This window comes from Escherichia sp. XD33 (assembly GCF_019375075.1).
Lineage (GTDB): Bacteria > Pseudomonadota > Gammaproteobacteria > Enterobacterales > Enterobacteriaceae > Enterobacter > Enterobacter flexneri_A.
Genome location: NZ_JAENDM010000002.1, coordinates 100,243 through 126,740, shown reverse-complemented (window position 1 = coordinate 126,740; position 26,498 = coordinate 100,243). Strand labels below are relative to the sequence as shown.

Below are 26,498 nucleotides of genomic sequence, written 5' to 3'. Positions count from 1 at the left end.
CCCTAACGTTCCAAGTGTAACGGCAGACGCGGTAAGAAAAATTCAGTTAACTCTGATATCACGGGTTAGCGGGGAAAATAGCCCCCAGTACCGTCTCCTGGCTTGCGCCAGTGACGGAAGGCAGATTTCCTGGTAATCCCGCCAGCGTCCGCCAGGCAAGCCAGGCGAAAGCCAATGCTTCCATGTCATCGCCACTAATGCCAACGGCATCGGTGGTGGTGACTTCTGTGCCTGGCAGTAATGCCGCCAGACGCGCCATGAGTAGCGGATTACGACTACCTCCACCACATACCATCAATCGTTCGCAGCCACCGCTCAACAAAACTTGTTCAGAAATGGTCACGGCGGTGAGTTCTGCCAGTGTCGCCTGCACATCTCGGTGATCAACACCCGGAAAATGGCGCAAATGGCGCTCCAGCCAACCATAGTTAAAGTATTCGCGTCCGGTGCTTTTCGGTGCAGGTTGCGAGAAATACGGGTCGCTGAGCATATTTTGCAGCAGTGGGAGAATAACTTTACCCGCCCGTGCCCACTCGGCATCTTTATCGTAAGGTTTACCGGCCTGACGCCAGATCCAGGCATCCATCAGCATGTTACCAGGACCGGTATCGTAGCCCCCAACCGGCTGCCCAGGAATGAGCAGTGACAGATTGGCGATGCCGCCAATATTGAGCACCATTCGTCGCTCGGTTGGGTGAGCCAGCAGCGCATGATGGAACGCAGGTACCAGCGGTGCGCCTTGTCCTCCCAAGGCAATATCGCGACGGCGAAAATCACCGACAACCGTAATTCCGGTGCGTGCCACAATTTGATTGTTATCGCCAATCTGTAAAGTGTGTGGTGCCACGCCCGTCGGTTCATGCCAGACGGTTTGACCGTGACAACCGATCGCAACTATATCTCTTGCCTGCAGATTTTGTTCCTTAAGCAAGGCATTGACCGCATCAGCAAAAAGTCGCCCGAGTTGAGTATCAAGCTGTCCAAACTGCGAAAGTGTAAGCTGCTGGCCCTGGCAAATATCCAGTACAGCCTGTTTCAGAGATACCGGGATCGGCCAACTCAAACTTGCCAGCTGTGCGACCCGGTGTTCATCAATTGTCGCCAACACAACATCAACACCATCAAGGCTGGTGCCTGACATAACGCCAATAAAGCGGCCCGATTTCATAGTTCATCCTTTTTCAATCTGACGTTTGCGCACCACTCAAACATAAACTTTTCGTGAATACCATGCGGAATGACCGATTTTTACCGTTGGTAGTAAAACATTATCTTCAAATCAATAATCATCATGAATGTTTTGTTTATAATTGGTTGATCCTACTTTCATTATGATTTGCTCATATTTGGTAGAACATGTAACCATGGATTCACATATGCCATATACTTTGACCATGAGGGATGCTTGCGTGGCGTTTCATGGTGAACAGGAGATTTTTCAATGATTAAACGCGTATTGGTTGTTTCAATGGTAGGTCTGTCTCTTGTCGGTTGTGTTAATAACGACACCCTGTCAGGGGATGTTTATACCGCTTCTGAAGCGAAACAAGTACAGAATGTCAGCTATGGCACCATCGTTAACGTACGTCCGGTACAGATTCAGGGCGGTGATGATTCCAACGTTATCGGTGCAATTGGCGGTGCTGTTCTTGGTGGTTTCCTGGGGAATACTGTTGGTGGCGGAACCGGGCGTTCTCTGGCTACTGCAGCAGGCGCTGTTGCAGGTGGCGTAGCTGGTCAGGGCGTACAGAGTGCAATGAACAAAACGCAGGGTGTCGAGCTGGAAATTCGTAAAGACGATGGTAATACCATCATGGTGGTACAGAAACAAGGCAACACTCGTTTCTCTCCGGGCCAACGTGTCGTACTGGCCAGCAATGGCAGTCAGGTGACCGTTTCTCCGCGCTAAATAAGTTTGCGTGTGGTCAGGTTACTGACCACACGCCCCCTTCATTTCACCCTTTGGCCTGTAACTCAATGATATTATGCTCAAGTTTTGCGATGAGCGTAATCAGTTGCTCCAGTTCCTCTGCGGAGATGCCATGTAATATTTCCGCGCGGGTTTTGTTAATAACAGCTTCCATTTCGCTGATCAGCGGCTCTGCCTTTTCCGTCAGTTTAATACGTTTAGCCCGACGATCGCTGGCACAAGTTTGACGCGAAATTAACCCTTTTTCTTCCAGTTGGTCCAGAGTACGGACCAGTGATGGCTGCTCGATGCCAATCGCTTTTGCCAGTTGAATTTGCGACTGGTCTGGAGGTAACTGATGGATATTGTGTAACGTAACCCAATGGGTTTGTGTTAACTCCAGCGGTTTCAGGCGATGGTCTATCAGAGCACGCCATATGCGCACCAACCGTGCCAGATCAGAACCTAGTGGCGATTCCAATTTCATCCCCTTATAATTAGCTTGCTAAGATATTATGCGGCTTTTAGAATAGTGTGCAGCAATTGTATTGCTAAAACAAATGTATTGCTGCATTTGGTTACCGTCAGACATATTTTTCAGAAATTGCGCGTAAATTTTTCGCACTTAAAGAATATTTATTAATCTAACGCAATATATTCGGTCGTAAAGGAATCTACTTTGTGAAGTTTATGCTCAATGCAACAGGATTGCCCTTACAAGATCTGGTGTTCGGTGCGTCCGTCTACTTTCCTCCGTTTTTCAAAGCATTCGCGTTTGGATTCGTCATCTGGCTTGTCGTACACCGCCTGCTTCGTGGCTGGATCTACGCCGGTGACATCTGGCATCCCTTGTTAATGGATTTATCGCTGTTTGCGATTTGCGTTTGCCTTGCTCTGGCAATACTGATTGCGTGGTAACTATGTCAATTAAAACAATTAAGTATTTCTCAACAATCATTGTAGCGGTAGTTGCGGTTCTTGCCGGATGGTGGCTGTGGAATTATTACATGCAATCTCCGTGGACACGCGACGGGAAAATACGCGCAGAACAGGTTTCTATCACCCCACAGGTGTCGGGACGTATTGTTGAGCTGAATATAAAAGACAACCAGCTGGTTAACGCGGGGGATCTTCTGCTCACGATCGATAAAACGCCCTTTCAGATCGCCGAGCTGAACGCACAGGCTCAGCTGGCGAAAGCGCAATCTGACCTCGCAAAAGCCAATAACGAAGCGAATCGTCGTCGTCATCTCTCACAAAATTTTATTTCTGCCGAAGAACTCGATACCGCTAACCTCAATGTTAAAGCGATGCAGGCCAGTGTTGATGCCGCACAGGCGACGCTGAAACAGGCACAATGGCAACTGGCGCAAACGGAAATTCGCGCCCCGGTGAGTGGATGGGTGACTAACCTTACTACCCGCATCGGCGATTACGCTGATACCGGGAAACCGCTGTTTGCCCTTGTCGACAGCCACTCGTTTTACGTCATTGGTTATTTTGAAGAAACCAAGTTGCGCCATATCCGCGAAGGTGCACCAGCACAAATTACCCTCTATAGTGATAACAAAACGTTACAGGGTCACGTTTCCAGTATCGGTCGGGCGATTTATGATCAGAGCGTTGAAAGTGACTCAAGCCTTATTCCGGATGTTAAACCTAACGTCCCCTGGGTTCGACTCGCCCAACGCGTTCCCGTCCGCTTTGCGCTGGATAAAGTCCCAGGCGATGTCACGTTGGTGTCGGGCACCACCTGTAGCATTGCCGTAGGTCAATAATGAACGCATCGTCATGGTCCTTGCGCAATTTGCCCTGGTTCAGGGCCACGCTGGCGCAATGGCGTTATGCGTTACGCAATACCATTGCCATGTGTCTGGCGCTGACGGTTGCCTATTATTTAAATCTGGATGAACCCTATTGGGCGATGACCTCGGCTGCAGTGGTTAGCTTTCCCACCGTTGGCGGTGTTATCAGCAAAAGCCTCGGACGCATCGCTGGCAGTTTGCTCGGAGCCATTGCGGCACTGCTTCTTGCCGGGCATACGCTCAATGAGCCGTGGTTTTTTCTATTGAGCATGTCGGCGTGGCTTGGCTTTTGTACCTGGGCCTGTGCGCACTTCACGAATAACGTCGCGTATGCATTTCAACTGGCGGGCTACACGGCTGCCATCATCGCCTTTCCGATGGTTAATATTACTGAGGCCAGCCAGCTGTGGGATATCGCTCAGGCGCGCGTTTGCGAGGTAATAGTCGGTATTTTGTGCGGCGGCATGATGATGATGATCCTGCCGAGCAGTTCCGATGCTACTGCCCTTTTAACCGCATTGAAAAACATGCACGCCCGATTACTGGAACATGCCAGTTTACTCTGGCAGCCTGAAACAACCGATGCCATTCGTGCAGCACATGAAGGGGTGATTGGGCAGATACTGACCATGAATTTGCTGCGTATCCAGGCTTTCTGGAGCCACTATCGTTTTCGCCAGCAAAACGCGCGCCTTAATGCGCTGCTCCACCAGCAATTACGTATGACCAGTGTCATCTCCAGCCTGCGACGTATGTTGCTCAACTGGCCCTCACCGCCAGGTGCCACACGAGAAATTCTCGAACAGTTGCTGACGGCGCTCGCCAGTTCGCAAACAGATGTTTACACCGTCGCACGTATTATCGCCCCGCTACGCCCGACCAACGTCGCCGACTATCGGCACGTCGCCTTCTGGCAGCGACTACGTTATTTTTGCCGCCTTTATCTGCAAAGTAGTCAGGAATTACATCGTCTGCAAAGCGGTGTAGATGATCATACCAGACTCCCACGGACATCCGGCCTGGCTCGTCATACCGATAACGCCGAAGCTATGTGGAGCGGGCTGCGTACATTTTGTACGTTGATGATGATTGGCGCATGGAGTATTGCTTCGCAATGGGATGCCGGTGCCAATGCATTAACGCTGGCAGCAATTAGCTGCGTACTCTACTCCGCCGTCGCAGCACCGTTTAAGTCGTTGTCACTTCTGATGCGCACGCTGGTGTTACTTTCGCTATTCAGCTTTGTGGTCAAATTTGGTCTGATGGTCCAGATTAGCGATCTGTGGCAATTTTTACTGTTTCTCTTTCCACTGCTGGCGACAATGCAGCTTCTTAAATTGCAGATGCCAAAATTTGCCGCATTGTGGGGGCAACTGATTGTTTTTATGGGTTCTTTTATCGCTGTCACTAATCCCCCGGTGTATGATTTTGCTGATTTTCTTAACGATAATCTGGCAAAAATCGTTGGCGTCGCGTTGGCGTGGTTAGCGTTCGCCATTCTGCGTCCAGGATCGGATGCTCGTAAAAGCCGCCGCCATATTCGCGCGCTGCGCCGGGATTTTGTCGATCAGCTAAGCCGCCATCCAACACTGAGTGAAAGCGAATTTGAATCGCTCACTTATCATCACGTCAGTCAGTTGAGTAACAGCCAGGATGCGCTGGCTCGCCGTTGGTTATTACGCTGGGGTGTAGTGCTGCTGAACTGTTCTCATGTTGTCTGGCAATTGCGCGACTGGGAATCGCGTTCCGATCCGTTATCGCGAGTACGGGATAACTGTATTTCACTGTTGCGGGGAGTGATGAGTGAGCGTGGCGTTCAGCAAAAATCACTGGCGGCCACACTTGAAGAATTACAGCGGATTTGCGACAGCCTTGCCCGTCATCATCAACCTGCCGCCCGTGAGCTGGCGGCAATTGTCTGGCGGCTGTACTGCTCGCTTTCGCAACTTGAGCAAGCACCACCGCAAGGTACGCTGGCCTCTTAATTACTTAATTACACCACAGGCATAGCGTTCACCGCCACCGCCCAGCGGTTTAGGTTGATCGGACATATTATCGCCGCCAACGTGGACCATCAGCGTTTTGTCTTTGATTTCATCCAGTGATTTCAGACGAGGCGCGATGACGGCATCGGTAGCTTTGCCGTCATTATTGACGACCAGTGCAGGCAGATCGCCTAAATGCCCGGCACCTTCTGGCCCTTCATGTTTACCGGTATTTTGTGGATCAAGATGCCCGCCTGCGGATTCCGCGGCGCTGGCTTTGCCATCTTTGGTGGCTGGCTGGCAGCTTCCTTTGGCATGAATATGGAAGCCATGTTCACCGGGGGGTAATGCTTTCAGATCGGGCGAAAACTCCAGACCTTTATCGGTTTCAGTAATGGTGACGCTACCAATTGACTGCCCTACCCCTTGCGACGTGACGAGGTTCATCTCGACTTTTTCACTGGCAGCTTGTGCGCCGGTTGCAACAACCAGCGCCAGAATAGCCAGACTAAAACGTTTCATAGGACCTCCGTTCATTGTGCATTCCTGAATAAGTGTAAACCAGTGACACATTTTTGAACGGCGGCTATTCCTAAAAGTGCTTACGGTACGTCGTACCCCAGTGCCGCTTTACGGATACGAAACCATTGTTGACGGGTCATTTTCAGTGTTTCTGCTTCGACAGCTGCCCGTACGCGCTCAATTTTACCTGAACCGATAATTGGCAGCGGCTGCGATGGTAAACGTAATACCCAGGCGTAAACCACCTGTTCAATCGAGCCCGCGTTTAACTCCTCTGCCACCACAGCCAGTTCATCACGCAGCGGCTGGAAATAATCATCATTAAACAGACGACCACCACCAAGGCAGGACCACGCCATCGGACGAACACGCAGTTGTTGTAGTTGGTCGAGCGTGCCATCCAGCAGTAACGGCTGATGCACCGGGGATATTTCCACCTGATTAGTGGCAAGGGTAAACGGCAGACGTGATTGCAACAGGGCAAATTGCGCAGGCGTAAAGTTCGATACGCCAAAATGACGCACTTTGCCGCTCTGATGCAGATGTTTGAACGCGTCCGCCACTTCATCGGCATCCATTAACGGGTCTGGTCGGTGGATTAACAGCAAATCCAGATGATCGGTCGCGAGATTAATTAGCGACTGTTCGGCGCTCTTAATGATGTGATCGCGGTCAGTGATGTAATGACCAATGACGTTTTCTTCACGCGCGGTCGTCGCGATACCGCATTTACTGACGATTTCCATCCGTTCACGCAGGTGAGGTGCCAGTTTCAGTGCCTCGCCAAACGCCGCTTCGCACTGATAGCCACCATAAATATCAGCATGGTCCACGGTGGTCACGCCGAGATCCAGATGCTCTTCAATAAAACTGACCAGCTGGCGGGCGGACATATTCCAGTCCATCAATCGCCAGTAGCCCATCACAAAACGGGAAAACTCCGGGCCTTGCGGCGCAATAGTAATACGCTGAACCATAATCGCTTCCTCTTATCAGATATGAGAGGAGTATACGCAAGATTAGGTTCAAAAGAGTGATGGTTGCTCCGGTTCGTCTGATGACGCTGGCTTATTTGCGCGTAATTTGCGCATTAATCGCTGCCGACAAAGGCGCAGCACCTCTTGTTTTTCGCCATCGCTCATTTTATTCCAGTTAAAACGCTCATCACGACTACGAAAACAGCCGCGACAAAACCCGCGTTCGTCAGACTGGCAAATTCCCCGGCACGGGCTCTGGACGGGAAAGAACTCTAATTGCTCCGCCACTTCGCCCTCCTCAGATAAGATTATTACCATTATTGAAGCTGTTAATGTCCAAAGTAGCAACTTTGCTTGCACTAGACCGACTGGTCTACTACACTCCAACGCATGAACAAACACACCGAACATGATACTCGCGAACATCTCCTGGCGACGGGCGAGCAACTTTGCCTGCAACGTGGATTCACCGGGATGGGGCTAAGCGAATTACTAAAAACCGCTGAAGTGCCGAAAGGGTCCTTCTATCACTACTTTCGCTCTAAAGAAGCGTTTGGCGTTGCCATGCTTGAGCGTCATTACGCCGCATATCACCAGCGACTGACTGAGTTGCTGCAATCCGGCGAAGGTAACTACCGCGACCGCATACTGGCTTATTACCAGCAAACACTGAACCAGTTTTGCCAACATGGAACCATCAGTGGTTGCCTGACAGTAAAACTCTCTGCCGAAGTGTGCGATCTGTCAGAAGATATGCGCAGCGCGATGGATAAAGGTGCTCGCGGCGTGATCGCCCTGCTCTCTCAGGCGCTGGAAAATGGCCGTGAGAACCATTGTTTAACCTTTTGTGGCGAACCGCTGCAACAGGCACAAGTGCTTTACGCACTGTGGCTTGGCGCGAATCTGCAGGCCAAAATTTCGCGCAGTTTCGAGCCACTGGAAAACGCGCTGGCCCATGTAAAAAACATTATTGCGACGCCTGCCGTTTAGCAGGCATTTTTTATCACCAGACGACCGGGAGCCTTTATGTCATCTGAAAAACTGTATTCCCCACTGAAAGTGGGCGCGATCACGGCGGCAAACCGTATTTTTATGGCACCGCTGACGCGTCTGCGCAGTATTGAACCGGGTGACATTCCTACCCCGTTGATGGCGGAATACTATCGCCAACGTGCCAGTGCCGGTTTGATTATTAGTGAAGCCACGCAAATTTCTGCCCAGGCAAAAGGATATGCAGGTGCGCCTGGCATCCATAGTCCGGAGCAAATTGCCGCATGGAAAAAAATCACCGCTGGCGTTCATGCTGAAAATGGTCATATGGCCGTGCAGCTGTGGCACACCGGACGCATTTCTCACGCCAGCCTGCAACCTGGCGGTCAGGCACCGGTAGCGCCTTCAGCACTTAGCGCGGGAACACGTACTTCTCTGCGCGATGAAAATGGTCAGGCGATCCGTGTTGAAACATCCATGCCGCGTGCGCTTGAACTGGAAGAGATTCCAGGTATCGTCAATGATTTCCGTCAGGCCATTGCTAACGCGCGTGAAGCCGGTTTTGATCTGGTAGAGCTCCACTCTGCTCACGGTTATTTGCTGCATCAGTTCCTTTCTCCTTCTTCAAACCATCGTACCGATCAGTACGGCGGCAGCGTGGAAAATCGCGCACGTTTGGTACTGGAAGTGGTCGATGCCGGGATTGAAGAATGGGGTGCCGATCGCATTGGCATTCGCGTTTCGCCAATCGGTACTTTCCAGAACACAGATAACGGCCCGAATGAAGAAGCCGATGCACTGTATCTGATTGAACAACTGGGTAAACGCGGCATTGCTTATCTGCATATGTCAGAACCAGATTGGGCGGGGGGTGAACCGTATACTGATGCGTTCCGCGAAAAAGTACGCGCCCGTTTCCACGGTCCGATTATCGGCGCAGGTGCATACACAGTAGAAAAAGCTGAAACGCTGATCGGCAAAGGGTTAATTGATGCGGTGGCATTTGGTCGTGACTGGATTGCGAACCCGGATCTGGTCGCCCGCTTGCAGCGCAAAGCTGAGCTTAACCCACAGCGTGCCGAAAGTTTCTACGGTGGCGGCGCGGAAGGCTATACCGATTACCCGACGTTGTAATCCAACATTGCGAGCGGCGTAAAGCCGCCGCTATACTAAAACAACATTTTGAATCTGTTAGCCATTTTGAGGATAAAAAGATGCGTCTTCTTCATACCATGCTGCGCGTTGGCGATTTGCAACGCTCCATCGATTTTTATACCAAAGTGCTGGGCATGAAACTGCTGCGTACCAGCGAAAACCCGGAATACAAATACTCACTGGCGTTTGTTGGCTACGGCCCGGAAACCGAAGAAGCGGTGATTGAACTGACCTACAACTGGGGCGTGGATAAATACGAACTCGGCACTGCTTATGGTCACATCGCGCTTAGCGTAGATAACGCCGCTGAAGCGTGCGAAAAAATCCGTCAAAACGGGGGTAACGTGACCCGTGAAGCGGGTCCGGTAAAAGGCGGTACTACGGTTATCGCGTTTGTGGAAGATCCGGACGGTTACAAAATTGAGTTAATCGAAGAGAAAGACGCCGGTCGCGGTCTGGGCAACTAATCTCCTGCCGGGCGTGAACTCATCGCGCCCGCATCTTTACTGCATCGACAAGTAATATTTGTCATAATGCGTGCTGCAATTTATCCGTATTAAGAGAATCAGATGTCCGATAACGCTCAACTTACCGGTCTGTGCGACCGTTTTCGTGGTTTTTATCCTGTTGTGATCGATGTTGAAACAGCCGGATTTAACGCCAAAACCGATGCGCTGCTTGAGATTGCCGCCATCACCCTGAAAATGGATGAACAAGGCTGGCTGATGCCGGACACCACATTACATTTCCACGTCGAACCATTTGTCGGCGCAAATTTGCAACCAGAAGCCCTCGCCTTCAACGGCATTGACCCGAACGATCCCGATCGCGGCGCGGTCAGCGAATACGAGGCGCTGCACGAAATTTTTAAAGTTGTACGTAAAGGTATTAAAGCGAGCGGCTGTAACCGCGCCATTATGGTGGCGCACAATGCCAATTTTGATCACAGCTTTATGATGGCCGCCGCAGAACGCGCCTCACTGAAACGTAACCCGTTCCACCCTTTCGCCACTTTTGACACTGCTGCACTGGCCGGGCTGGCACTCGGACAAACCGTATTGTCAAAGGCTTGCCAGACCGCTGGCATGGACTTCGACAGCACCCAGGCGCACTCCGCGCTGTACGACACCGAACGCACTGCTGTGCTGTTTTGTGAAATCGTCAACCGCTGGAAACGTCTGGGAGGCTGGCCGCTATCTGCCGCCGAAGAGGTGTAATCGAGTCGATGCCTGATGACATGCAATGATTCAGGCATCTATAGTGAGGCTATTCCACGCATCCTGCATGATATTCACGGGGAATAGCGTTAATGGCAGATAATCCAGACCCTTCATCGCTCCTGCCGGACGTGTTTTCACCGGCGACCCGCGACTGGTTTCTTCGCGCCTTTAAACAGCCGACCGCTGTCCAGCCGCAAACCTGGCATGTGGCGGCGCGAAGCGAACATGCGCTGGTGATTGCACCGACCGGCTCCGGGAAAACGCTGGCAGCATTTCTCTACGCCCTCGATCGGCTCTTCCGCGAAGGCGGCGAAGATACCCGCGAGGCGCATAAGCGTAAAACCTCACGCATCCTCTATATTTCACCGATAAAAGCCCTGGGCACCGACGTTCAGCGCAACTTGCAGATCCCGTTGAAGGGTATTGCCGATGAACGGCGGCGGCGCGGCGAAACGGAAGTCAATCTTCGCGTAGGGATCCGTACTGGCGATACGCCTGCACAGGAACGCAGCAAACTCACCCGTAATCCGCCGGATATTCTGATCACCACACCCGAATCACTCTATCTGATGCTGACCTCCCGCGCGCGCGAAACGCTACGCGGCGTCGAAACGGTAATTATTGATGAAGTCCACGCGGTAGCGGGCAGTAAACGTGGTGCGCATCTGGCGTTAAGTCTGGAGCGGCTCGATGCGCTGCTCCACACCTCAGCACAGCGAATTGGCCTTTCTGCCACTGTGCGCTCAGCCAGCGATGTGGCAGCATTTCTTGGTGGCGATCGCCCGGTTACGGTAGTCAACCCGCCCGCAATGCGCCATCCGCAGATACGAATTGTCGTACCGGTCGCCAATATGGATGATGTCTCATCGGTCGCCAGCGGCACCGGCGAAGACAGCCATGCCGGCCGGGAAGGCTCCATCTGGCCATATATTGAAACGGGTATCCTTGATGAAGTGTTGCGCCATCGCTCGACCATTGTCTTTACTAATTCGCGGGGGCTGGCGGAAAAACTGACGGCACGATTAAATGAGCTTTACGCCGCACGCTTACAGCGTTCCCCGTCTATCGCCGTTGATGCGGCCCATTTCGAGTCGACCTCCGGCGCAACCTCTAACCGTGTACAAAGTAGCGACGTTTTTATTGCCCGCTCACACCACGGCTCCGTCTCTAAAGAACAACGAGCAATCACCGAACAGGCGCTGAAATCGGGTGAATTACGCTGCGTGGTCGCAACCTCCAGTCTTGAACTGGGGATTGATATGGGCGCGGTGGATCTGGTGATTCAGGTGGCAACGCCGCTTTCTGTTGCCAGTGGGTTACAACGCATTGGTCGCGCCGGACATCAGGTTGGCGGTGTATCTAAAGGGCTGTTTTTCCCCCGTACCCGGCGTGATTTAGTCGATTCCGCAGTCATTGTAGAGTGTATGTTCGCAGGCAGGCTGGAAAACCTGACACCACCGCATAATCCTCTCGACGTCCTTGCGCAGCAAACCGTTGCCGCCGCGGCGATGGATGCATTACAGGTAGACGAATGGTACTCCCGCGTACGCCGTGCCGCACCGTGGAAAGATCTGCCAAGACGTGTTTTTGACGCCACGCTGGATATGCTTTCCGGGCGCTATCCCTCTGGCGATTTTTCTGCTTTTCGCCCCAAACTGGTCTGGAACAGGGAGACCGGGATATTGACCGCCCGGCCTGGCGCTCAATTGTTGGCGGTTACCAGCGGCGGCACCATTCCGGATCGTGGCATGTATAGCGTGTTATTACCCGAAGGTGAAGAAAAGGCCGGTTCGCGGCGGGTGGGTGAACTGGATGAGGAGATGGTATATGAGTCGCGGGTGAACGACATTATCACTCTCGGCGCTACCTCATGGCGGATCCAGCAAATCACCCGCGATCAGGTGATTGTGACTCCTGCTCCGGGTCGTTCTGCCCGGCTCCCCTTCTGGCGTGGTGAAGGTAACGGACGTCCGGCTGAATTAGGCGAGATGATCGGCGATTTTCTTCATTTGCTGGCGGATGGCGCGTTCTTTTCCGGGACTATTCCCCCGTGGCTGGCAGAAGAAAATACGATCGCCAATATTCAGGGGTTGATTGAGGAGCAGCGCAACGCGACGGGCATCGTTCCGGGGAGTCGCCATCTGGTCCTCGAACGGTGCCGTGATGAAATTGGTGACTGGCGTATTATTTTGCACTCTCCCTATGGAAGACGGGTGCATGAACCCTGGGCGCTGGCGATTGCCGGGCGAATACATGCGCTATGGGGCGCTGACGCGTCGGTGGTCGCCAGTGATGACGGCATTGTTGCACGTATTCCTGACACCGATGGTAAATTGCCCGATGCCGCGATTTTTTTGTTTGAACCAGAAAAGTTGCTGCAAATTGTCCGCGAGGCGGTAGGCAGCTCGGCACTTTTCGCCGCCCGTTTTCGCGAATGCGCCGCGCGGGCATTATTAATGCCGGGGCGCACTCCGGGCCATCGCACCCCGCTTTGGCAACAACGGCTGCGCGCCAGTCAGTTGCTGGAAATCGCTCAGGGATATCCGGATTTTCCGGTCATTCTCGAAACCCTACGCGAATGTCTGCAAGATGTTTATGATCTTCCCGCACTGGAACGTTTGATGCGTCGCCTGAACGGTGGCGAAATTCAAATATCCGATGTAACGACCACTACGCCCTCGCCTTTCGCCACAAGTTTATTGTTCGGCTATGTCGCGGAATTTATGTACCAGAGCGACGCCCCGCTGGCAGAGCGCCGGGCATCCGTACTGTCGCTGGACAGCGAGTTACTGCGCAATCTACTCGGACAGGTCGATCCGGGGGAATTACTCGACCCGCAGGTCATTCGCCAGGTGGAAGAAGAGTTGCAACGACTGGCTCCTGGCAGAAGAGCGAAAGGTGAAGAAGGATTGTTCGACCTGCTGCGCGAACTGGGGCCAATGACCGTTGAAGACCTGGCGCAACGGCATACAGGCAGCAGTGAAGAGGTTGCGTCGTATCTGGAAAATCTTCTTGCAGTAAAACGAATCTTCCCAGCGATGATTAGCGGACAGGAGCGTCTTGCCTGTATGGATGATGCCGCCAGGCTGCGTGATGCCCTCGGCGTACGACTACCAGAGTCATTGCCAGAGATTTATTTACATAGAGTCAGTTACCCGCTTCGCGACCTCTTTCTGCGCTATCTCCGGGCTCATGCTCTGGTCACGGCTGAACAACTGGCTCATGAGTTTAGTCTCGGTATTGCCATTGTCGAAGAGCAGCTTCAGCAACTGCGTGAACAGGGTCTGGTGATGAATCTGCAACAAGACATCTGGGTGAGCGATGAAGTATTTCGTCGTCTGCGTTTGCGCTCGCTGCAAGCCGCCAGAGAAGCGACGCGTCCCGTTGCAGCCACGACCTATGCGCGATTGCTGCTGGAACGTCAGGGCGTATTACCCGCCACCGATGGTAGCCCGGCGCTCTTTGCCTCAACATCGCCAGGCGTTTATGAGGGCGTAGATGGCGTGATGCGGGTGATCGAACAGCTTGCCGGAGTCGGTTTACCCGCCTCACTCTGGGAAAGCCAGATCCTGCCTGCCCGCGTACGCGACTATTCGTCAGAAATGCTCGATGAATTACTGGCAACCGGTGCGGTTATCTGGTCGGGGCAAAAAAAACTGGGTGAAGATGACGGCCTGGTGGCACTGCATCTACAGGAATATGCTGCAGAATCGTTCACTCCCGCCGAAGCGGATCAGGCGAATCGTTCGGCGCTGCAACAAGCGATAGTCGCTGTTCTGGCTGACGGAGGAGCCTGGTTTGCACAACAAATCAGCCAACGGATACGCGACAAAATCGGCGAATCGGTTGATCTCTCTGCCCTGCAAGAGGCGTTATGGGCGCTGGTCTGGCAAGGCGTCATCACCAGCGACATTTGGGCACCGTTACGCGCCCTCACCCGCAGCAGTTCCAACGCACGCACCTCAACTCGCCGCAGTCACCGGGCTCGTCGTGGACGTCCTGTCTATGCGCAACCCGTCTCGCCGCGGGTATCTTACAACACACCAAATCTGGCTGGACGCTGGTCGTTATTGCAGGTGGAGCCACTAAACGATACCGAAAGGATGCTGGCGCTGGCGGAAAATATGCTCGACCGCTACGGCATCATCAGTCGTCAGGCGGTGATAGCCGAAAATATCCCTGGCGGGTTTCCATCGATGCAAACGCTTTGTCGAAGTATGGAAGACTCCGGGCGAATTATGCGAGGTCGTTTTGTAGAAGGTCTGGGTGGCGCGCAATTCGCTGAACGTCTGACTATTGACCGATTGCGCGATCTGGCGACACAAGCCACGCAAACGCGCCACTATACACCAGTGGCGCTCTCTGCCAACGATCCGGCTAATGTGTGGGGAAATCTTCTGCCCTGGCCTGCACATCCGGCAACGCTGGTTCCAACGCGTCGGGCGGGTGCGCTGGTGGTCGTTTCTGGCGGCAAATTGTTACTCTATCTGGCGCAAGGTGGCAAAAAAATGCTGGTCTGGCAGGAAAAAGAGGAATTACTCGCCCCAGAGGTTTTCCACGCGCTGACTACCGCACTGCGTCGCGAACCACGGCTGCGCTTTACGCTAACAGAAGTGAATGATCTACCGGTCCGGCAAACGCCGATGTTTACGCTGCTGCGTGAGGCGGGATTTTCAAGTTCGCCACAAGGGCTGGATTGGGGATAGAGAAAGGACTGACGGATGCCCGTTCGCATCCGTCAGTATTGCAGGACGGATTATTCCGCGTCCGGCTCTTCAGACTTGTATTTAGCGGCAGTTTCTTTGATCAGCTGCTGCAGTTCGCCACGCTGATACATTTCGATCACGATATCACAACCGCCGACCAGCTCGCCGTCAACCCACAGTTGCGGGAAGGTCGGCCAGTTAGCATATTTCGGCAGTTCCGCACGAATGTCCGGATTCTGCAGAATATCAACATAGGCAAAACGTTCGCCACATGCGGCAAGCGCCTGGACTGCCTGGGCAGAGAAACCGCAGCTCGGCAGTTTCGGTGAACCTTTCATGTACAGCAGGATCGGGTTTTCAGCAATCTGGCGTTGGATTTTTTCGATAGTGGTGCTCATTGTCTTGCTTCCTCAAACTTCTTTACGGCAGTAATCTGACATTGTAGCGGGTCAGTGCGGCATCGGAAAATAACATTTTCATCACGCTTTTGCTATTTTATCCCTTTGCTCTATTTGTTGCATTTCAAATATTCGTTTCTTCTCTGATGCCGGCAAACTGGCGTATTTATAACCATTTTTAGCTTTCACTGCTGCATTTTTTTGCGCTCGCCAACGAAACGTATTTTTTAACAATAAAAGCTATTAACTTTCTCTTCTTCTATGCATTAGAATCATCAAGTTTTGTAAATCAGACGCAGGCATGATAGACCTGCCTTAACAGAGGGACGCTCAGTGGCGCGGATAAACCGTATTTCGATCACGCTCTGTGCTTTACTTTTTACCACCCTGCCTTTAACGCCTATGGCCCATGCTTCAAAGCAAGCCAGGGAGAGTTCTGCTACCACTCATATCACCAAAAAAGCAGATAAAAAGAAAAGCACGGCAACCACCAAAAAGACCCAGAAAACAGCGAAAAAAGCCGCCAGTAAAAGTACGACCAAAAGCAAAACCGCTTCTTCCGTTAAAAAATCTTCCATTACCGCTTCTAAAAACGCCAAAACTCGCAGCAAACACGCCGTCAATAAAACGGCCTCAGCCAGCTTTACCGAAAAGTGTACCAAACGTAAGGGCTATAAATCGCATTGTGTGAAAGTCAAAAATGCCGCGTCAGGAACTCTTGCCGACGCGCACAAAGCGAAGGTGCAAAAAGCTACGAAAGTGGCAATGAATAAACTGATGCAGCAAATTGGTAAGCCATATCGTTGGGGTGGCAGCTCACCGCGTACCGGTTTTGATTGCAGCGGCCTGGTTTATTACGCTTATAAAGATTTGGTGAAAATTCGTATTCCGCGTACGGCGAATGAAATGTATCACCTGCGTGATGCAGCGCCAATCGAACGTAGTGAACTGAAAAACGGCGACCTGGTCTTTTTCCGTACTCAGGGACGCGGCACAGCCGATCATGTCGGCGTGTATGTCGGCAACGGCAAATTTATTCAGTCACCGCGCACAGGTCAGGAAATTCAAATCACTTCTCTCAGTGAAGACTACTGGCAGCGCCACTATGTTGGCGCTCGTCGGGTAATGACCCCAAAAACACTTCGCTAAAACTTTACCCTGTTGTTACGGCAACAGGGTAAGTTCATCTTTTGTCTCACCTTTTAATTTGCTACCCTATCCATACGCACAATAAGGCTATTGTACGTATGCAAATTAATAATAAAGGAGAGTAGCAATGTCATTCGAATTACCTGCACTACCATATGCTAAAGATGCTCTGGCACCGCACATTTCTGCGGAAACCATCGAGTATCACTACGGCAAGCACCATCAGACTTATGTCACTAACCTGAACAACCTGATTAAAGGTACCGCGTTTGAAGGTAAATCACTGGAAGAGATTATTCGCAGCTCTGAAGGTGGCGTATTCAACAACGCAGCTCAGGTCTGGAACCATACTTTCTACTGGAACTGCCTGGCACCGAACGCCGGTGGCGAACCGACTGGAAAAGTCGCTGAAGCTATCGCCGCATCTTTTGGCAGCTTTGCCGATTTCAAAGCGCAGTTTACTGATGCAGCGATCAAAAACTTTGGTTCTGGCTGGACCTGGCTGGTGAAAAACAGCGATGGTAAACTGGCTATCGTTTCAACCTCTAACGCGGGTACTCCGCTGACCACCGATGCGACTCCGCTGCTGACCGTTGATGTCTGGGAACACGCTTATTACATCGACTATCGCAATGCACGTCCTGGCTATCTGGAGCACTTCTGGGCGCTGGTGAACTGGGAATTCGTAGCGAAAAATCTCGCTGCATAATAACTGATGGCAAATGCAGCATTGCCTGAAGCGCTACGCTTATCAGGCCTACGCGGATCATCGATGTAGGTCGGATAAGGCACTCGCCGCATCCGACAAGCGCTGCATGATACGACGCCTAACGCGTCTTTTCATGTCAACGCGGATGAGTCGTTAACACCGCATCCGGCAAGATAAATCGCACGTTGTCAGCAACTGTAACGCAGAAGGTTATCCTTCTGCGTTTTTGTTTAATTAGCTGTTAGCAACGCAAACTGTTTCAGGTTGTTTTCTGGCTGACATAAACACCAGCAATAATGCCAGTCCCGCGACAATCGCTCCCATCACTGGCACAAAGCTGTATCCCAGCCCAGCGGAAATTACCGCACCACCAGCAGCTGCTCCCAGCGCATTTCCAAGATTAAAGGCACCAATATTGACTGATGAAGACAGACCCGGCGCTTCACTGGCGACACGCATCACGCGCATCTGTAACGGCGGTACGACCGCAAAGGTTGCTGCGCCCCACACCACCATGCTAATAGCTGCGCCGAACTCATTGCGGGCCAGGAACGGGATTGCCAGCATAATCACCATCAGCAGCAACAAAAAGCCTTTCAACGTGCCGTTAACTGAACGATCTGCCAGTTTGCCGCCGAGATAGTTACCGATAGAGAATCCGACACCAATCAGCACCAGCATTGCCGTGACGAACACCGGTGTTGCGTGGGTAATACTTTGCAGTACCGGAGAGATATAGGTGTAGAGAGTAAACATTGCACCAGCTCCCAGTACCGTCGTCAGCAATGCAGACAGCACCTGCGGACGCATTAATACCGCCAGCTCTTTTTTCACTTCAGGTCGTGCCCCTGCACCACCTTTAGGTAATGAGAAGAACAGACTTACCATTGAAATCACTCCCAGCCCCGCCGTTGCCAGAAATGACATCCGCCAGCCGATGGTTTCACCCAACCAGGTCGCCGCCGGCACGCCACCGATATTTGCCAGGGTTAACCCCATAAACATAGTGGCAACTGCGCTGGCCTGTTTATGTTTTGGCACCACGCTTGCGGCCACGACTGAACCCAAACCAAAAAATGCTCCGTGATTCAGGCTGGTCAAAATGCGTGAAAGCATCAGGGTCATATAATCCGGCGCGATGGCGGAAAGAACGTTGCCTAGCGTGAAAATTGCCATCAGGAAAATCAACGCACTGCGGCGGGCACGATGAGAAAGTAGAAGCGTCATCAGCGGCGCGCCCACCATTACGCCAACTGCATAGGCACTGATTAACATTCCGGCAGCGGGAATCGAGACATCCACACCGCGCGCAATGACGGGCAACAAGCCCATTGGCGAGAACTCCGTTGTCCCGATACCAAACGCGCCAATCGCCAGCGCCAGCAACGGATAGTTAATTTTCATGCCTTATCTCCACCTCTTCGCGTCATTACGCGATATTCATTAAAGTGGCGAAAGCATGACAGCAATCACAAAAAAATGAAAATAACAAAAAGAGAAAACACTTTTGCCATTTTGCTAACAAACAGGAAGGAGATGCGAGGGAGAACGCGCTCCCTCGAGAGGAAATCAGTGCAGCGCGGCAGTCAAACCCACGGCTACGATCAAACCGAGGACGATAATCGTTGTTACCAGTGAAAATTTAAGGTCGGTGCTCATCAAGTTTTCTCCTTTTTTATTACCACACAAAAAGTGATATTACGCATTTTTACACACTGTGATGAAAAAATCTCCCGTCATTTATAATGATAAGTGTTTTTACCACTTCCCCTTTTCGTCAAGATCGGCCAAAATTCCACGCTTACACTATTTGCGTACTGGCCATTGACCCCTTCCTGACGCTCCGTGTCGTTTTTCCGGCGTACCGCAACACTTTTGTTGTGCGTAAGGTGTGTAAAGGCAAACGTTTACCTTGCGATTTTGCAGGAGCTGAAGTTAGGGTCTGGAGTGAAATGGAATGGCAACAATAAAAGATGTAGCGAAACGAGCAAACGTTTCCACTACAACTGTGTCACACGTGATCAACAAAACACGTTTCGTCGCTGAAGAAACGCGCAACGCCGTGTGGGCAGCGATTAAAGAATTACACTACTCCCCTAGCGCGGTGGCGCGTAGCCTGAAGGTTAACCACACCAAGTCTATCGGTTTGCTGGCGACCAGCAGCGAAGCGGCCTATTTTGCCGAGATCATTGAAGCGGTTGAAAAAAATTGCTTCCAGAAAGGTTACACCCTGATTCTGGGTAATGCGTGGAACAATCTTGAGAAACAGCGGGCTTATCTGTCGATGATGGCGCAAAAACGCGTCGATGGTCTGCTGGTGATGTGTTCTGAGTACCCAGAGCCGTTGCTGGCGATGCTGGAAGAGTATCGCCATATCCCAATGGTGGTGATGGACTGGGGTGAAGCAAAAGCTGACTTCACCGATGCGGTCATTGATAACGCGTTCGAAGGCGGCTACATGGCCGGGCGTTATCTGATTGAACGCGGTCACCGCGAAATCGGCGTTATCCCCGGCCCGCTGGAACGTAACACTGGCGCAGGCCGCCTTGCCGGTTTTATGAAGGCGATGGAAGAAGCAATGATCAAGGTGCCGGAAAGCTGGATTGTGCAGGGTGATTTTGAACCTGAATCCGGTTATCGCGCCATGCAGCAAATCCTGTCGCAGCCGCATCGCCCTACTGCCGTCTTCTGTGGTGGCGATATCATGGCAATGGGCGCACTTTGTGCTGCTGATGAAATGGGCCTGCGCGTCCCGCAGGATGTTTCGCTGATCGGTTATGATAACGTGCGCAACGCCCGCTATTTTACGCCGGCGCTGACCACGATCCATCAGCCAAAAGACTCGCTGGGTGAAACAGCGTTCAACATGCTGTTGGATCGTATCGTCAACAAACGTGAAGAACCGCAGTCCATTGAAGTGCATCCGCGCTTGATTGAACGCCGCTCCGTGGCTGACGGCCCGTTCCGCGACTATCGTCGTTAATCACCCGTTGCGGGAGTCTCTTCCGGCTCCCGCAGCCACTCCTTATTCAGCGTCTCACTATCGCCGAGATACTCAAGCAACCAGGTTAACGCAGGCGACATATCATTTTGCTGCCATGTCAGACAACATGCCGAATCCGGAAAGGGGTTTTCCAGTTCTAATGCTACCCACTTCCCCTCATTAAGCCACGGTTTGGCGAAATGTGTTGGCACCATCCCTATGCATAATCCTGCCGAGATACAGGTTGCCGATGATTCCCAGTCAGGCACGACAAGTCTTTTTTGGTTATCCAGCAACCAGGTAATACGCTTAGGTAGCGTTCGCGAGGTGTCTTCGCGCACCAACGACGGCCAGTTGCGCAACGTATCATCGCTGAATGGGCCATCCATCAACGCCAGCGGGTGGTGGCTGGCAACAACGCAACTCCAGCTTAGCATCCCCATATCCCGGAAGGCATAACGACCGCCTACCGGAATCGCGCGTGTTGCGCCAATCGCCAGTTCCACGCGCCCGTCGGAAAGCGCATCCCAGACACCGTTGAACACTTCCTGAAAGACAAGAAGTTCGACATCATCAAAATGGCGATAAAAATCAACGATCATCTGCCGTGTACGTTCTGGCCTGACAATATTATCCACTGCGATAGCTAACTGACCGCGCCAGCCGTTCGCTATCTGCTGACATTGCTGGCGGGTGATCTGCATTTTTTTGACAACAGAGCGCCCTTCTTTGAGAAACCACGCTCCAGCAGCGGTCAGCTCCACATCACGGTGCCGTCGTTCAAAGAGCGGCACCGCCAGCCACTCTTCCAGCTGACGCACGGTATAGCTGACCGCAGAAGGAACGCGATGCAGCTCCTGTGCCGCAGCGCTAAAACTACCATTACGCGCTACCGCATCAACAACTTCGAGTGAATATTCTGACCACATAGTCTGCCTACAAAATTTTTGAAACCAGTCATCAAATATTACCGTTTCACAACACTAATTTCACTCCCTACACTTTGCGGCGGTGTTTAATTGAGAGATTTAGAGAATATACATGCAACCTGGGAAAAGATTTTTAGTCTGGCTGGCGGGTTTGAGCGTACTCGGTTTTCTGGCAACCGATATGTATCTGCCTGCTTTCGCCGCCATACAGGCCGACCTGCAAACGCCTGCGTCTGCTGTCAGTGCCAGCCTTAGTCTGTTCCTTGCCGGTTTTGCCGCAGCCCAGCTTCTGTGGGGGCCACTCTCCGACCGTTATGGTCGTAAACCGGTGTTATTAATCGGCCTGACAATTTTTGCGTTAGGTAGTCTGGGGATGCTGTGGGTAGAAAACGCCGCTACGCTGCTGGTATTGCGTTTTGTACAGGCTGTGGGGGTCTGCGCCGCGGCGGTTATCTGGCAAGCGTTAGTGACGGATTATTATCCTTCACAGAAAGTCAACCGTATTTTTGCGACCATCATGCCGCTGGTGGGTCTGTCTCCGGCACTTGCTCCCCTGTTAGGAAGCTGGCTGCTGGTCCATTTTTCCTGGCAGGCGATTTTCGCCACCCTGTTTGCCATTACCGTGGTGCTGATTCTGCCTATTTTCTGGCTCAAACCCACGACGAAGGCCCGTAACAATAGTCAGGATGGTCTGACCTTTACCGACCTGCTACGTTCTAAAACCTATCGCGGCAACGTGCTGATATATGCGGCCTGTTCAGCCAGTTTTTTTGCATGGCTGACCGGTTCACCGTTCATCCTTAGTGAAATGGGCTACAGCCCGGCAGTTATTGGTTTAAGTTATGTCCCGCAAACTATCGCGTTTCTGATTGGTGGTTATGGCTGTCGCGCCGCACTGCAGAAATGGCAAGGCAAGCAGTTATTACCGTGGTTGCTGGTGCTGTTTGCTGTCAGCGTCATTGCGACCTGGGCTGCAGGCTTCATTAGCCATGTGTCGCTGGTCGAAATCCTGATCCCATTCTGTGTGATGGCGATTGCCAATGGCGCGATCTACCCTATTGTTGTCGCCCAGGCGCTGCGTCCCTTCCCACACGCAACTGGTCGCGCCGCAGCTTTGCAGAACACTCTACAACTGGGTCTGTGCTTCCTCGCAAGTCTGGTAGTTTCCTGGCTGATCAGTATCAGCACGCCATTGCTCACCACCACCAGCGTGATGTTATCAACAGTAGTGCTGGTCGCGCTGGGTTACATGATGCAACGTTGTGAAGAAGTTGGCTGCCAGAATCATGGCAATGCCGAAGTCGCTCATAGCGAATCACACTGATCTATATCGATATACTTATACTTAGGCTGCTAACAAAATTTTGTTGTATGATTGAAATTAGCGGCCTATACTAATTTCGAGTTGTTAAAGCTACTATAAATATTATGTTTTTACGGGGACAGGATCGCTCCCGACTCACTATGGATGGTCATTTCGGCAAGGGTTCCTCCTTTCCCTCTGTTCTACGTCGGATTATAGACTCGCGGTTTTTTCTGCGAGATTTCTCACAAAGCCCAAAAAGCGTCTACGCTGTTTTAAGGTTCTGATCACCGACCAGTGATGGAGAAACTATGAGTTCATCGTGTATAGAAGAAGTCAGCGTACCGGATGACAACTGGTACCGTATCGCCAACGAATTACTTAGCCGTGCCGGTATAGCCATTAACGGTTCTGCCCCGGCGGATATTCGTGTGAAAAACCCCGATTTTTTTAAACGCGTTCTGCAAGAAGGCTCTTTGGGGTTAGGCGAAAGTTATATGGATGGCTGGTGGGAATGTGACCGACTGGATATGTTTTTTAGCAAAGTCTTACGCGCAGGTCTCGAGAACCAACTCCCCCATCATTTCAAAGACACGCTGCGTATTGCCGGCGCTCGTCTCTTCAATCTGCAGAGTAAAAAACGTGCCTGGATAGTCGGCAAAGAGCATTACGATTTGGGTAATGACTTGTTCAGCCGCATGCTTGATCCCTTCATGCAATATTCCTGCGCTTACTGGAAAGATGCCGATAATCTGGAATCTGCCCAGCAGGCGAAGCTCAAAATGATTTGTGAAAAATTGCAGTTAAAACCAGGGATGCGCGTACTGGATATTGGCTGCGGCTGGGGCGGACTGGCACACTACATGGCATCTAATTATGACGTAAGCGTGGTGGGCGTCACCATTTCTGCCGAACAGCAAAAAATGGCTCAGGAACGCTGTGAAGGCCTGGATGTCACCATTTTGCTGCAAGATTATCGTGACCTGAACGACCAGTTTGATCGTATTGTTTCTGTGGGGATGTTCGAGCACGTCGGACCGAAAAATTACGATACCTATTTTGCGGTGGTGGATCGTAATTTGAAACCGGAAGGCATATTCCTGCTCCATACTATCGGTTCGAAAAAAACCGATCTGAATGTTGATCCCTGGATTAATAAATATATTTTTCCGAACGGTTGCCTGCCCTCTGTACGCCAGATTGCTCAGTCCAGCGAACCCCACTTTGTGATGGAAGACTGGCATAACTTCGGTGCTGATTACGATACTACGTTGATGGCGTGGTATGAACGATTCCTCGCCGCATGGCCAGAAATTGCGGATAACTATAGTGAACGCTTTAAACGAATGTTTACCTATTATCTGAATGCCTGTGCAGGTGCTTTCCGCGCCCGTGATATTCAGCTCTGGCAGGTCGTGTTCTCACGCGGTGTTGAAAACGGCCTTCGAGTGGCTCGCTAAAGGCTATTCTATCGCCCCCTCTCCGGGGGCGATTTCAGATCAGGCTTCTGTGCCTGGTTGATTCATGGCATTTTCTCGTGCCGCCAGCACACGTTCTACCGTATCTACCACTGCCTGAGTTTGTGGATCGATTTCAATGTTGACGCGTGCGCCAAGTTTTTTCTTCCCAAGAGTCGTGCGTTCCAGTGTTTCCGGAATTAAATGGACGCAAAAACGCGTTGGCGTGACTTCGCCGACGGTCAGGCTAATACCGTCGATGCCAATAAATCCTTTGTACAGAATATATTTCATCAACTGACTATCCTGGACTTTAAACCAGATCTGGCGATTATTTTCTGAGGTTAATATTTTCGCCACTTCAGCAGTGGTCATAATATGACCTGACATTAAGTGTCCGCCAATTTCATCACTGAATTTCGCCGCACGCTCAACGTTTACCCAATCCCCCACTTTTAAATCGCCAAGATTGGTAATGCGTAACGTTTCTTTCATCAGGTCAAAACTGACATGGTTGCCGTTAATTTCCGTCACGGTCAGGCAGCAACCGTTATGCGCCACGGAAGCACCGGTTTCCAGGCCGTCCAGCATGTGGTCGGGTAACTCCACCACATGCGTACGAAAATTTGGTTTCTCGTCAATCGACACCAGTTTTGCGGTGCCCTGTACAATCCCCGTAAACATACTTACAACTCCTGAAATCAGTTAAGACATTCTGTTCAGCACAATAGCAGGTGGAAAACGCCCTTACCAGTGAAGGGGTAAGAATGGCTATTTTTTCACTGGAGAATTAATAAATCCTCGCTACAATAGACTGAATTTCCCCTGCTTCTTCTTTTTGCTGCCCATTCAGGCGGCTTTTTAGTCTCTCATATAACTACAAATAAAAGGTGTTCACGTGCAGAAGTATATCAGTGAAGCGCGTCTGTTATTAGCATTAGCAATCCCGGTGATTCTCGCGCAAATCGCCCAAACTGCGATGGGTTTTGTCGATACCGTGATGGCGGGCGGCTATAGTGCCACCGACATGGCGGCGGTCGCTATCGGTACTTCTATCTGGCTTCCGGCGATCCTCTTTGGTCACGGACTGCTGCTGGCATTAACGCCGGTTATCGCGCAATTAAATGGTTCCGGTCGACGTGAGCGCATTGCGCATCAGGTGCGACAAGGTTTCTGGCTGGCAGGTTTTGTTTCCGTTCTCATTATGCTGGTGCTGTGGAATGCAGGTTACATTATCCGCTCCATGGAAAACATCGATCCGGCTCTGGCGGACAAAGCCGTGGGTTATCTGCGTGCGTTGTTGTGGGGCGCGCCGGGATATCTGTTCTTCCAGGTTGCCCGTAACCAGTGTGAAGGTCTGGCAAAAACCAAGCCGGGTATGGTAATGGGCTTTATCGGCCTGCTGGTGAACATCCCGGTGAACTATATCTTTATTTATGGTCATTTCGGTATGCCTGAGCTCGGTGGCGTTGGTTGTGGCGTGGCTACTGCGGCGGTGTATTGGGTCATGTTCCTTGCCATGGTTTCTTACATTAAACGCGCCCGCTCCATGCGCGATATTCGTAACGAAAAAGGCACCGCAAAACCCGATCCTGCGGTTATGAAACGACTGATTCAACTCGGTTTGCCGATTGCGCTGGCACTGTTCTTTGAAGTGACACTGTTTGCCGTCGTGGCTCTGTTAGTGTCTCCGCTCGGTATTGTTGATGTCGCAGGACACCAGATTGCCCTGAACTTTAGTTCACTAATGTTCGTGCTTCCAATGTCGCTGGCGGCAGCGGTAACTATCCGCGTAGGTTATCGTCTGGGTCAGGGCTCAACGCTGGATGCGCAAACCGCTGCGCGGACCGGGCTTATGGTGGGTGTCTGTATGGCAACCCTGACGGCCATTTTCACGGTTTCACTGCGGGAGCAAATCGCCCTGTTGTACAACGACAATCCCGAGGTTGTAACGCTGGCTGCGCATTTGATGTTGCTGGCGGCGGTATATCAGATTTCTGACTCAATCCAGGTGATTGGCAGTGGGATTTTGCGTGGTTATAAAGATACGCGTTCCATTTTCTATATTACCTTTACGGCTTACTGGGTGCTGGGCTTGCCAAGCGGCTATATTCTGGCACTGACCGATCTGGTCGTTGAACCTATGGGGCCAGCAGGCTTCTGGATAGGCTTTATTATTGGCCTGACGTCGGCAGCCATTATGATGATGTTGCGTATGCGGTTCCTGCAACGTCTGCCGTCAGCCATCATTCTGCAACGAGCATCCCGCTAATAAAGACAAGGCGCAACCTTCACGGGTTG

At 51.7% G+C, this 26,498-nt stretch carries 25 protein-coding genes; 15 read left to right on the top strand and 10 right to left on the bottom strand.

What is annotated here, in order from left to right; genetic code table 11:
* Positions 1-58: 58 nt before the first annotated feature.
* Positions 59-1,168 (bottom strand): anhydro-N-acetylmuramic acid kinase, encoded by a 1,110-nt coding sequence (anmK, locus tag K0778_RS02125; RefSeq protein WP_001619493.1) that lies wholly within the window; start codon positions 1,166-1,168, stop codon positions 59-61.
* Between the two features lie 273 nt (positions 1,169-1,441).
* Between anmK and slyB the strand changes: the two genes are divergently transcribed.
* Positions 1,442-1,909, top strand: coding sequence for an outer membrane lipoprotein SlyB (gene slyB / locus K0778_RS02120; RefSeq protein ID WP_000597196.1), 468 nt, complete (start codon positions 1,442-1,444; stop codon positions 1,907-1,909).
* Positions 1,910-1,955: 46 nt separating this feature from the next.
* On the opposite strand, the gene slyA is transcribed toward slyB, so the two are convergent.
* The gene (slyA, locus tag K0778_RS02115; protein WP_001296943.1) at positions 1,956-2,390 is read right to left on the bottom strand and encodes a transcriptional regulator SlyA; all 435 of its coding nucleotides are present in this window, start codon (positions 2,388-2,390) and stop codon (positions 1,956-1,958) included.
* A 200-nt stretch (positions 2,391-2,590) separates the two neighbouring features.
* Here slyA and K0778_RS02110 point away from each other — a divergent pair, with 200 nt between their 5' ends.
* The 3 genes from K0778_RS02110 to K0778_RS02100 are packed head-to-tail and all read left to right on the top strand — an operon-like array spanning position 2,591 to position 5,699.
* A complete protein-coding gene (locus K0778_RS02110) occupies positions 2,591-2,827 on the top strand; it encodes a DUF1656 domain-containing protein (protein WP_000670998.1) in 237 nt (78 codons plus the stop codon).
* 2 nt (positions 2,828-2,829) lie between these two features.
* Positions 2,830-3,687 carry an HlyD family secretion protein gene (locus tag K0778_RS02105; protein ID WP_001300356.1) on the top strand — a complete coding sequence of 286 codons (858 nt, stop codon included), beginning with the start codon at positions 2,830-2,832 and terminating at the stop codon, positions 3,685-3,687.
* Complete coding sequence (locus tag K0778_RS02100; RefSeq protein ID WP_000994333.1) at positions 3,687-5,699, top strand: FUSC family protein; 2,013 nt, start codon at positions 3,687-3,689, stop codon at positions 5,697-5,699. Before K0778_RS02105 ends, K0778_RS02100 begins: the two co-directional genes overlap by 1 nt.
* Here the strand turns inward: K0778_RS02100 and sodC are convergent, their stop codons facing one another.
* The 3 genes from sodC to K0778_RS02085 form a co-directional block, all read right to left on the bottom strand.
* Positions 5,700-6,221: a superoxide dismutase [Cu-Zn] SodC gene (gene sodC / locus K0778_RS02095; protein WP_063084896.1), complete on the bottom strand. Its 522-nt coding sequence runs from the start codon at positions 6,219-6,221 to the stop codon at positions 5,700-5,702. It abuts the gene before it with no gap.
* An 80-nt stretch (positions 6,222-6,301) separates the two neighbouring features.
* On the bottom strand, positions 6,302-7,198 hold the full coding sequence (locus K0778_RS02090) for an aldo/keto reductase family oxidoreductase (protein WP_000250656.1): 897 nt from the start codon (positions 7,196-7,198) through the stop codon (positions 6,302-6,304).
* A 48-nt stretch (positions 7,199-7,246) separates the two neighbouring features.
* Positions 7,247-7,486 (bottom strand): DUF1289 domain-containing protein, encoded by a 240-nt coding sequence (locus K0778_RS02085; protein WP_000840481.1) that lies wholly within the window; start codon positions 7,484-7,486, stop codon positions 7,247-7,249.
* Between the two features lie 102 nt (positions 7,487-7,588).
* Between K0778_RS02085 and nemR the strand changes: the two genes are divergently transcribed.
* The 5 genes from nemR (at position 7,589) to K0778_RS02060 (ending at position 15,269) form a co-directional block, all read left to right on the top strand.
* Positions 7,589-8,188 carry a DNA-binding transcriptional regulator NemR gene (gene nemR, locus K0778_RS02080; RefSeq protein ID WP_001032936.1) on the top strand — a complete coding sequence of 200 codons (600 nt, stop codon included), beginning with the start codon at positions 7,589-7,591 and terminating at the stop codon, positions 8,186-8,188.
* 36 nt (positions 8,189-8,224) lie between these two features.
* Positions 8,225-9,322 (top strand): N-ethylmaleimide reductase, encoded by a 1,098-nt coding sequence (gene nemA, locus K0778_RS02075; RefSeq protein WP_000093589.1) that lies wholly within the window; start codon positions 8,225-8,227, stop codon positions 9,320-9,322.
* 80 nt (positions 9,323-9,402) lie between these two features.
* Positions 9,403-9,810 carry a lactoylglutathione lyase gene (gene gloA / locus K0778_RS02070; RefSeq protein ID WP_001237796.1) on the top strand — a complete coding sequence of 136 codons (408 nt, stop codon included), beginning with the start codon at positions 9,403-9,405 and terminating at the stop codon, positions 9,808-9,810.
* A gap of 102 nt (positions 9,811-9,912) precedes the next feature.
* Positions 9,913-10,560 (top strand): ribonuclease T, encoded by a 648-nt coding sequence (rnt, locus tag K0778_RS02065; protein WP_001282283.1) that lies wholly within the window; start codon positions 9,913-9,915, stop codon positions 10,558-10,560.
* A 92-nt stretch (positions 10,561-10,652) separates the two neighbouring features.
* The gene (locus K0778_RS02060; RefSeq protein ID WP_001301008.1) at positions 10,653-15,269 is read left to right on the top strand and encodes an ATP-dependent helicase; all 4,617 of its coding nucleotides are present in this window, start codon (positions 10,653-10,655) and stop codon (positions 15,267-15,269) included.
* 50 nt (positions 15,270-15,319) lie between these two features.
* Here K0778_RS02060 and grxD read toward each other — a convergent pair whose 3' ends face one another.
* Positions 15,320-15,667: a monothiol glutaredoxin 4 gene (grxD, locus tag K0778_RS02055; RefSeq protein WP_000108172.1), complete on the bottom strand. Its 348-nt coding sequence runs from the start codon at positions 15,665-15,667 to the stop codon at positions 15,320-15,322.
* Positions 15,668-16,000: 333 nt separating this feature from the next.
* Here grxD and mepH point away from each other — a divergent pair, with 333 nt between their 5' ends.
* Positions 16,001-16,816: a peptidoglycan DD-endopeptidase MepH gene (mepH, locus tag K0778_RS02050; protein ID WP_000101193.1), complete on the top strand. Its 816-nt coding sequence runs from the start codon at positions 16,001-16,003 to the stop codon at positions 16,814-16,816.
* A gap of 127 nt (positions 16,817-16,943) precedes the next feature.
* A complete protein-coding gene (gene sodB, locus K0778_RS02045; protein ID WP_000007283.1) occupies positions 16,944-17,525 on the top strand; it encodes a superoxide dismutase [Fe] in 582 nt (193 codons plus the stop codon).
* Positions 17,526-17,759: 234 nt separating this feature from the next.
* Here the strand turns inward: sodB and K0778_RS02040 are convergent, their stop codons facing one another.
* Together K0778_RS02040 and cydH are read right to left on the bottom strand one after the other, a co-directional pair.
* Positions 17,760-18,929, bottom strand: a complete 1,170-nt coding sequence (locus K0778_RS02040) for an MFS transporter (protein ID WP_000701040.1) — start codon at positions 18,927-18,929, stop codon at positions 17,760-17,762.
* A gap of 165 nt (positions 18,930-19,094) precedes the next feature.
* On the bottom strand, positions 19,095-19,184 hold the full coding sequence (gene cydH, locus K0778_RS02035; protein ID WP_000102278.1) for a cytochrome bd-I accessory subunit CydH: 90 nt from the start codon (positions 19,182-19,184) through the stop codon (positions 19,095-19,097).
* Between the two features lie 298 nt (positions 19,185-19,482).
* Here cydH and purR point away from each other — a divergent pair, with 298 nt between their 5' ends.
* Positions 19,483-20,508 (top strand): HTH-type transcriptional repressor PurR, encoded by a 1,026-nt coding sequence (gene purR / locus K0778_RS02030; RefSeq protein ID WP_000190982.1) that lies wholly within the window; start codon positions 19,483-19,485, stop codon positions 20,506-20,508.
* On the opposite strand, the gene punR is transcribed toward purR, so the two are convergent.
* Positions 20,505-21,437, bottom strand: coding sequence for a DNA-binding transcriptional activator PunR (punR, locus tag K0778_RS02025; protein WP_000269493.1), 933 nt, complete (start codon positions 21,435-21,437; stop codon positions 20,505-20,507). The genes purR and punR overlap by 4 nt on opposite strands.
* A 112-nt stretch (positions 21,438-21,549) precedes the next feature.
* Between punR and punC the strand changes: the two genes are divergently transcribed.
* Both punC and cfa read left to right on the top strand, forming a co-directional pair.
* The gene (punC, locus tag K0778_RS02020; protein ID WP_001182363.1) at positions 21,550-22,761 is read left to right on the top strand and encodes a purine nucleoside transporter PunC; all 1,212 of its coding nucleotides are present in this window, start codon (positions 21,550-21,552) and stop codon (positions 22,759-22,761) included.
* A 290-nt stretch (positions 22,762-23,051) separates the two neighbouring features.
* Positions 23,052-24,200: a cyclopropane fatty acyl phospholipid synthase gene (cfa, locus tag K0778_RS02015; protein WP_000098896.1), complete on the top strand. Its 1,149-nt coding sequence runs from the start codon at positions 23,052-23,054 to the stop codon at positions 24,198-24,200.
* 39 nt (positions 24,201-24,239) lie between these two features.
* On the opposite strand, the gene ribE is transcribed toward cfa, so the two are convergent.
* Positions 24,240-24,881, bottom strand: coding sequence for a riboflavin synthase (gene ribE / locus K0778_RS02010; protein ID WP_000493947.1), 642 nt, complete (start codon positions 24,879-24,881; stop codon positions 24,240-24,242).
* Between the two features lie 214 nt (positions 24,882-25,095).
* Here ribE and mdtK point away from each other — a divergent pair, with 214 nt between their 5' ends.
* Positions 25,096-26,469, top strand: coding sequence for a multidrug efflux MATE transporter MdtK (mdtK, locus tag K0778_RS02005; protein ID WP_001174940.1), 1,374 nt, complete (start codon positions 25,096-25,098; stop codon positions 26,467-26,469).
* Positions 26,470-26,498 lie beyond the last annotated feature (29 nt).

What these genes read in the sequence shown, in the direction of transcription:
- anmK (WP_001619493.1), bottom strand. Translation starts at nt 1,168, where the DNA reads ATGAAATCGGGCCGCTTTATTGGCGTTATGTCAGGCACCAGCCTTGAT.
- slyB (WP_000597196.1), top strand. Translation starts at nt 1,442, where the DNA reads ATGATTAAACGCGTATTGGTTGTTTCAATGGTAGGTCTGTCTCTTGTC.
- K0778_RS02105 (WP_001300356.1), top strand. Translation starts at nt 2,830, where the DNA reads ATGTCAATTAAAACAATTAAGTATTTCTCAACAATCATTGTAGCGGTA.
- K0778_RS02100 (WP_000994333.1), top strand. Translation starts at nt 3,687, where the DNA reads ATGAACGCATCGTCATGGTCCTTGCGCAATTTGCCCTGGTTCAGGGCC.
- sodC (WP_063084896.1), bottom strand. Translation starts at nt 6,221, where the DNA reads ATGAAACGTTTTAGTCTGGCTATTCTGGCGCTGGTTGTTGCAACCGGC.
- K0778_RS02090 (WP_000250656.1), bottom strand. Translation starts at nt 7,198, where the DNA reads ATGGTTCAGCGTATTACTATTGCGCCGCAAGGCCCGGAGTTTTCCCGT.
- nemR (WP_001032936.1), top strand. Translation starts at nt 7,589, where the DNA reads ATGAACAAACACACCGAACATGATACTCGCGAACATCTCCTGGCGACG.
- nemA (WP_000093589.1), top strand. Translation starts at nt 8,225, where the DNA reads ATGTCATCTGAAAAACTGTATTCCCCACTGAAAGTGGGCGCGATCACG.
- gloA (WP_001237796.1), top strand. Translation starts at nt 9,403, where the DNA reads ATGCGTCTTCTTCATACCATGCTGCGCGTTGGCGATTTGCAACGCTCC.
- rnt (WP_001282283.1), top strand. Translation starts at nt 9,913, where the DNA reads ATGTCCGATAACGCTCAACTTACCGGTCTGTGCGACCGTTTTCGTGGT.
- K0778_RS02060 (WP_001301008.1), top strand. Translation starts at nt 10,653, where the DNA reads ATGGCAGATAATCCAGACCCTTCATCGCTCCTGCCGGACGTGTTTTCA.
- grxD (WP_000108172.1), bottom strand. Translation starts at nt 15,667, where the DNA reads ATGAGCACCACTATCGAAAAAATCCAACGCCAGATTGCTGAAAACCCG.
- sodB (WP_000007283.1), top strand. Translation starts at nt 16,944, where the DNA reads ATGTCATTCGAATTACCTGCACTACCATATGCTAAAGATGCTCTGGCA.
- K0778_RS02040 (WP_000701040.1), bottom strand. Translation starts at nt 18,929, where the DNA reads ATGAAAATTAACTATCCGTTGCTGGCGCTGGCGATTGGCGCGTTTGGT.
- cydH (WP_000102278.1), bottom strand. Translation starts at nt 19,184, where the DNA reads ATGAGCACCGACCTTAAATTTTCACTGGTAACAACGATTATCGTCCTC.
- purR (WP_000190982.1), top strand. Translation starts at nt 19,483, where the DNA reads ATGGCAACAATAAAAGATGTAGCGAAACGAGCAAACGTTTCCACTACA.
- punR (WP_000269493.1), bottom strand. Translation starts at nt 21,437, where the DNA reads ATGTGGTCAGAATATTCACTCGAAGTTGTTGATGCGGTAGCGCGTAAT.
- punC (WP_001182363.1), top strand. Translation starts at nt 21,550, where the DNA reads ATGCAACCTGGGAAAAGATTTTTAGTCTGGCTGGCGGGTTTGAGCGTA.
- cfa (WP_000098896.1), top strand. Translation starts at nt 23,052, where the DNA reads ATGAGTTCATCGTGTATAGAAGAAGTCAGCGTACCGGATGACAACTGG.
- ribE (WP_000493947.1), bottom strand. Translation starts at nt 24,881, where the DNA reads ATGTTTACGGGGATTGTACAGGGCACCGCAAAACTGGTGTCGATTGAC.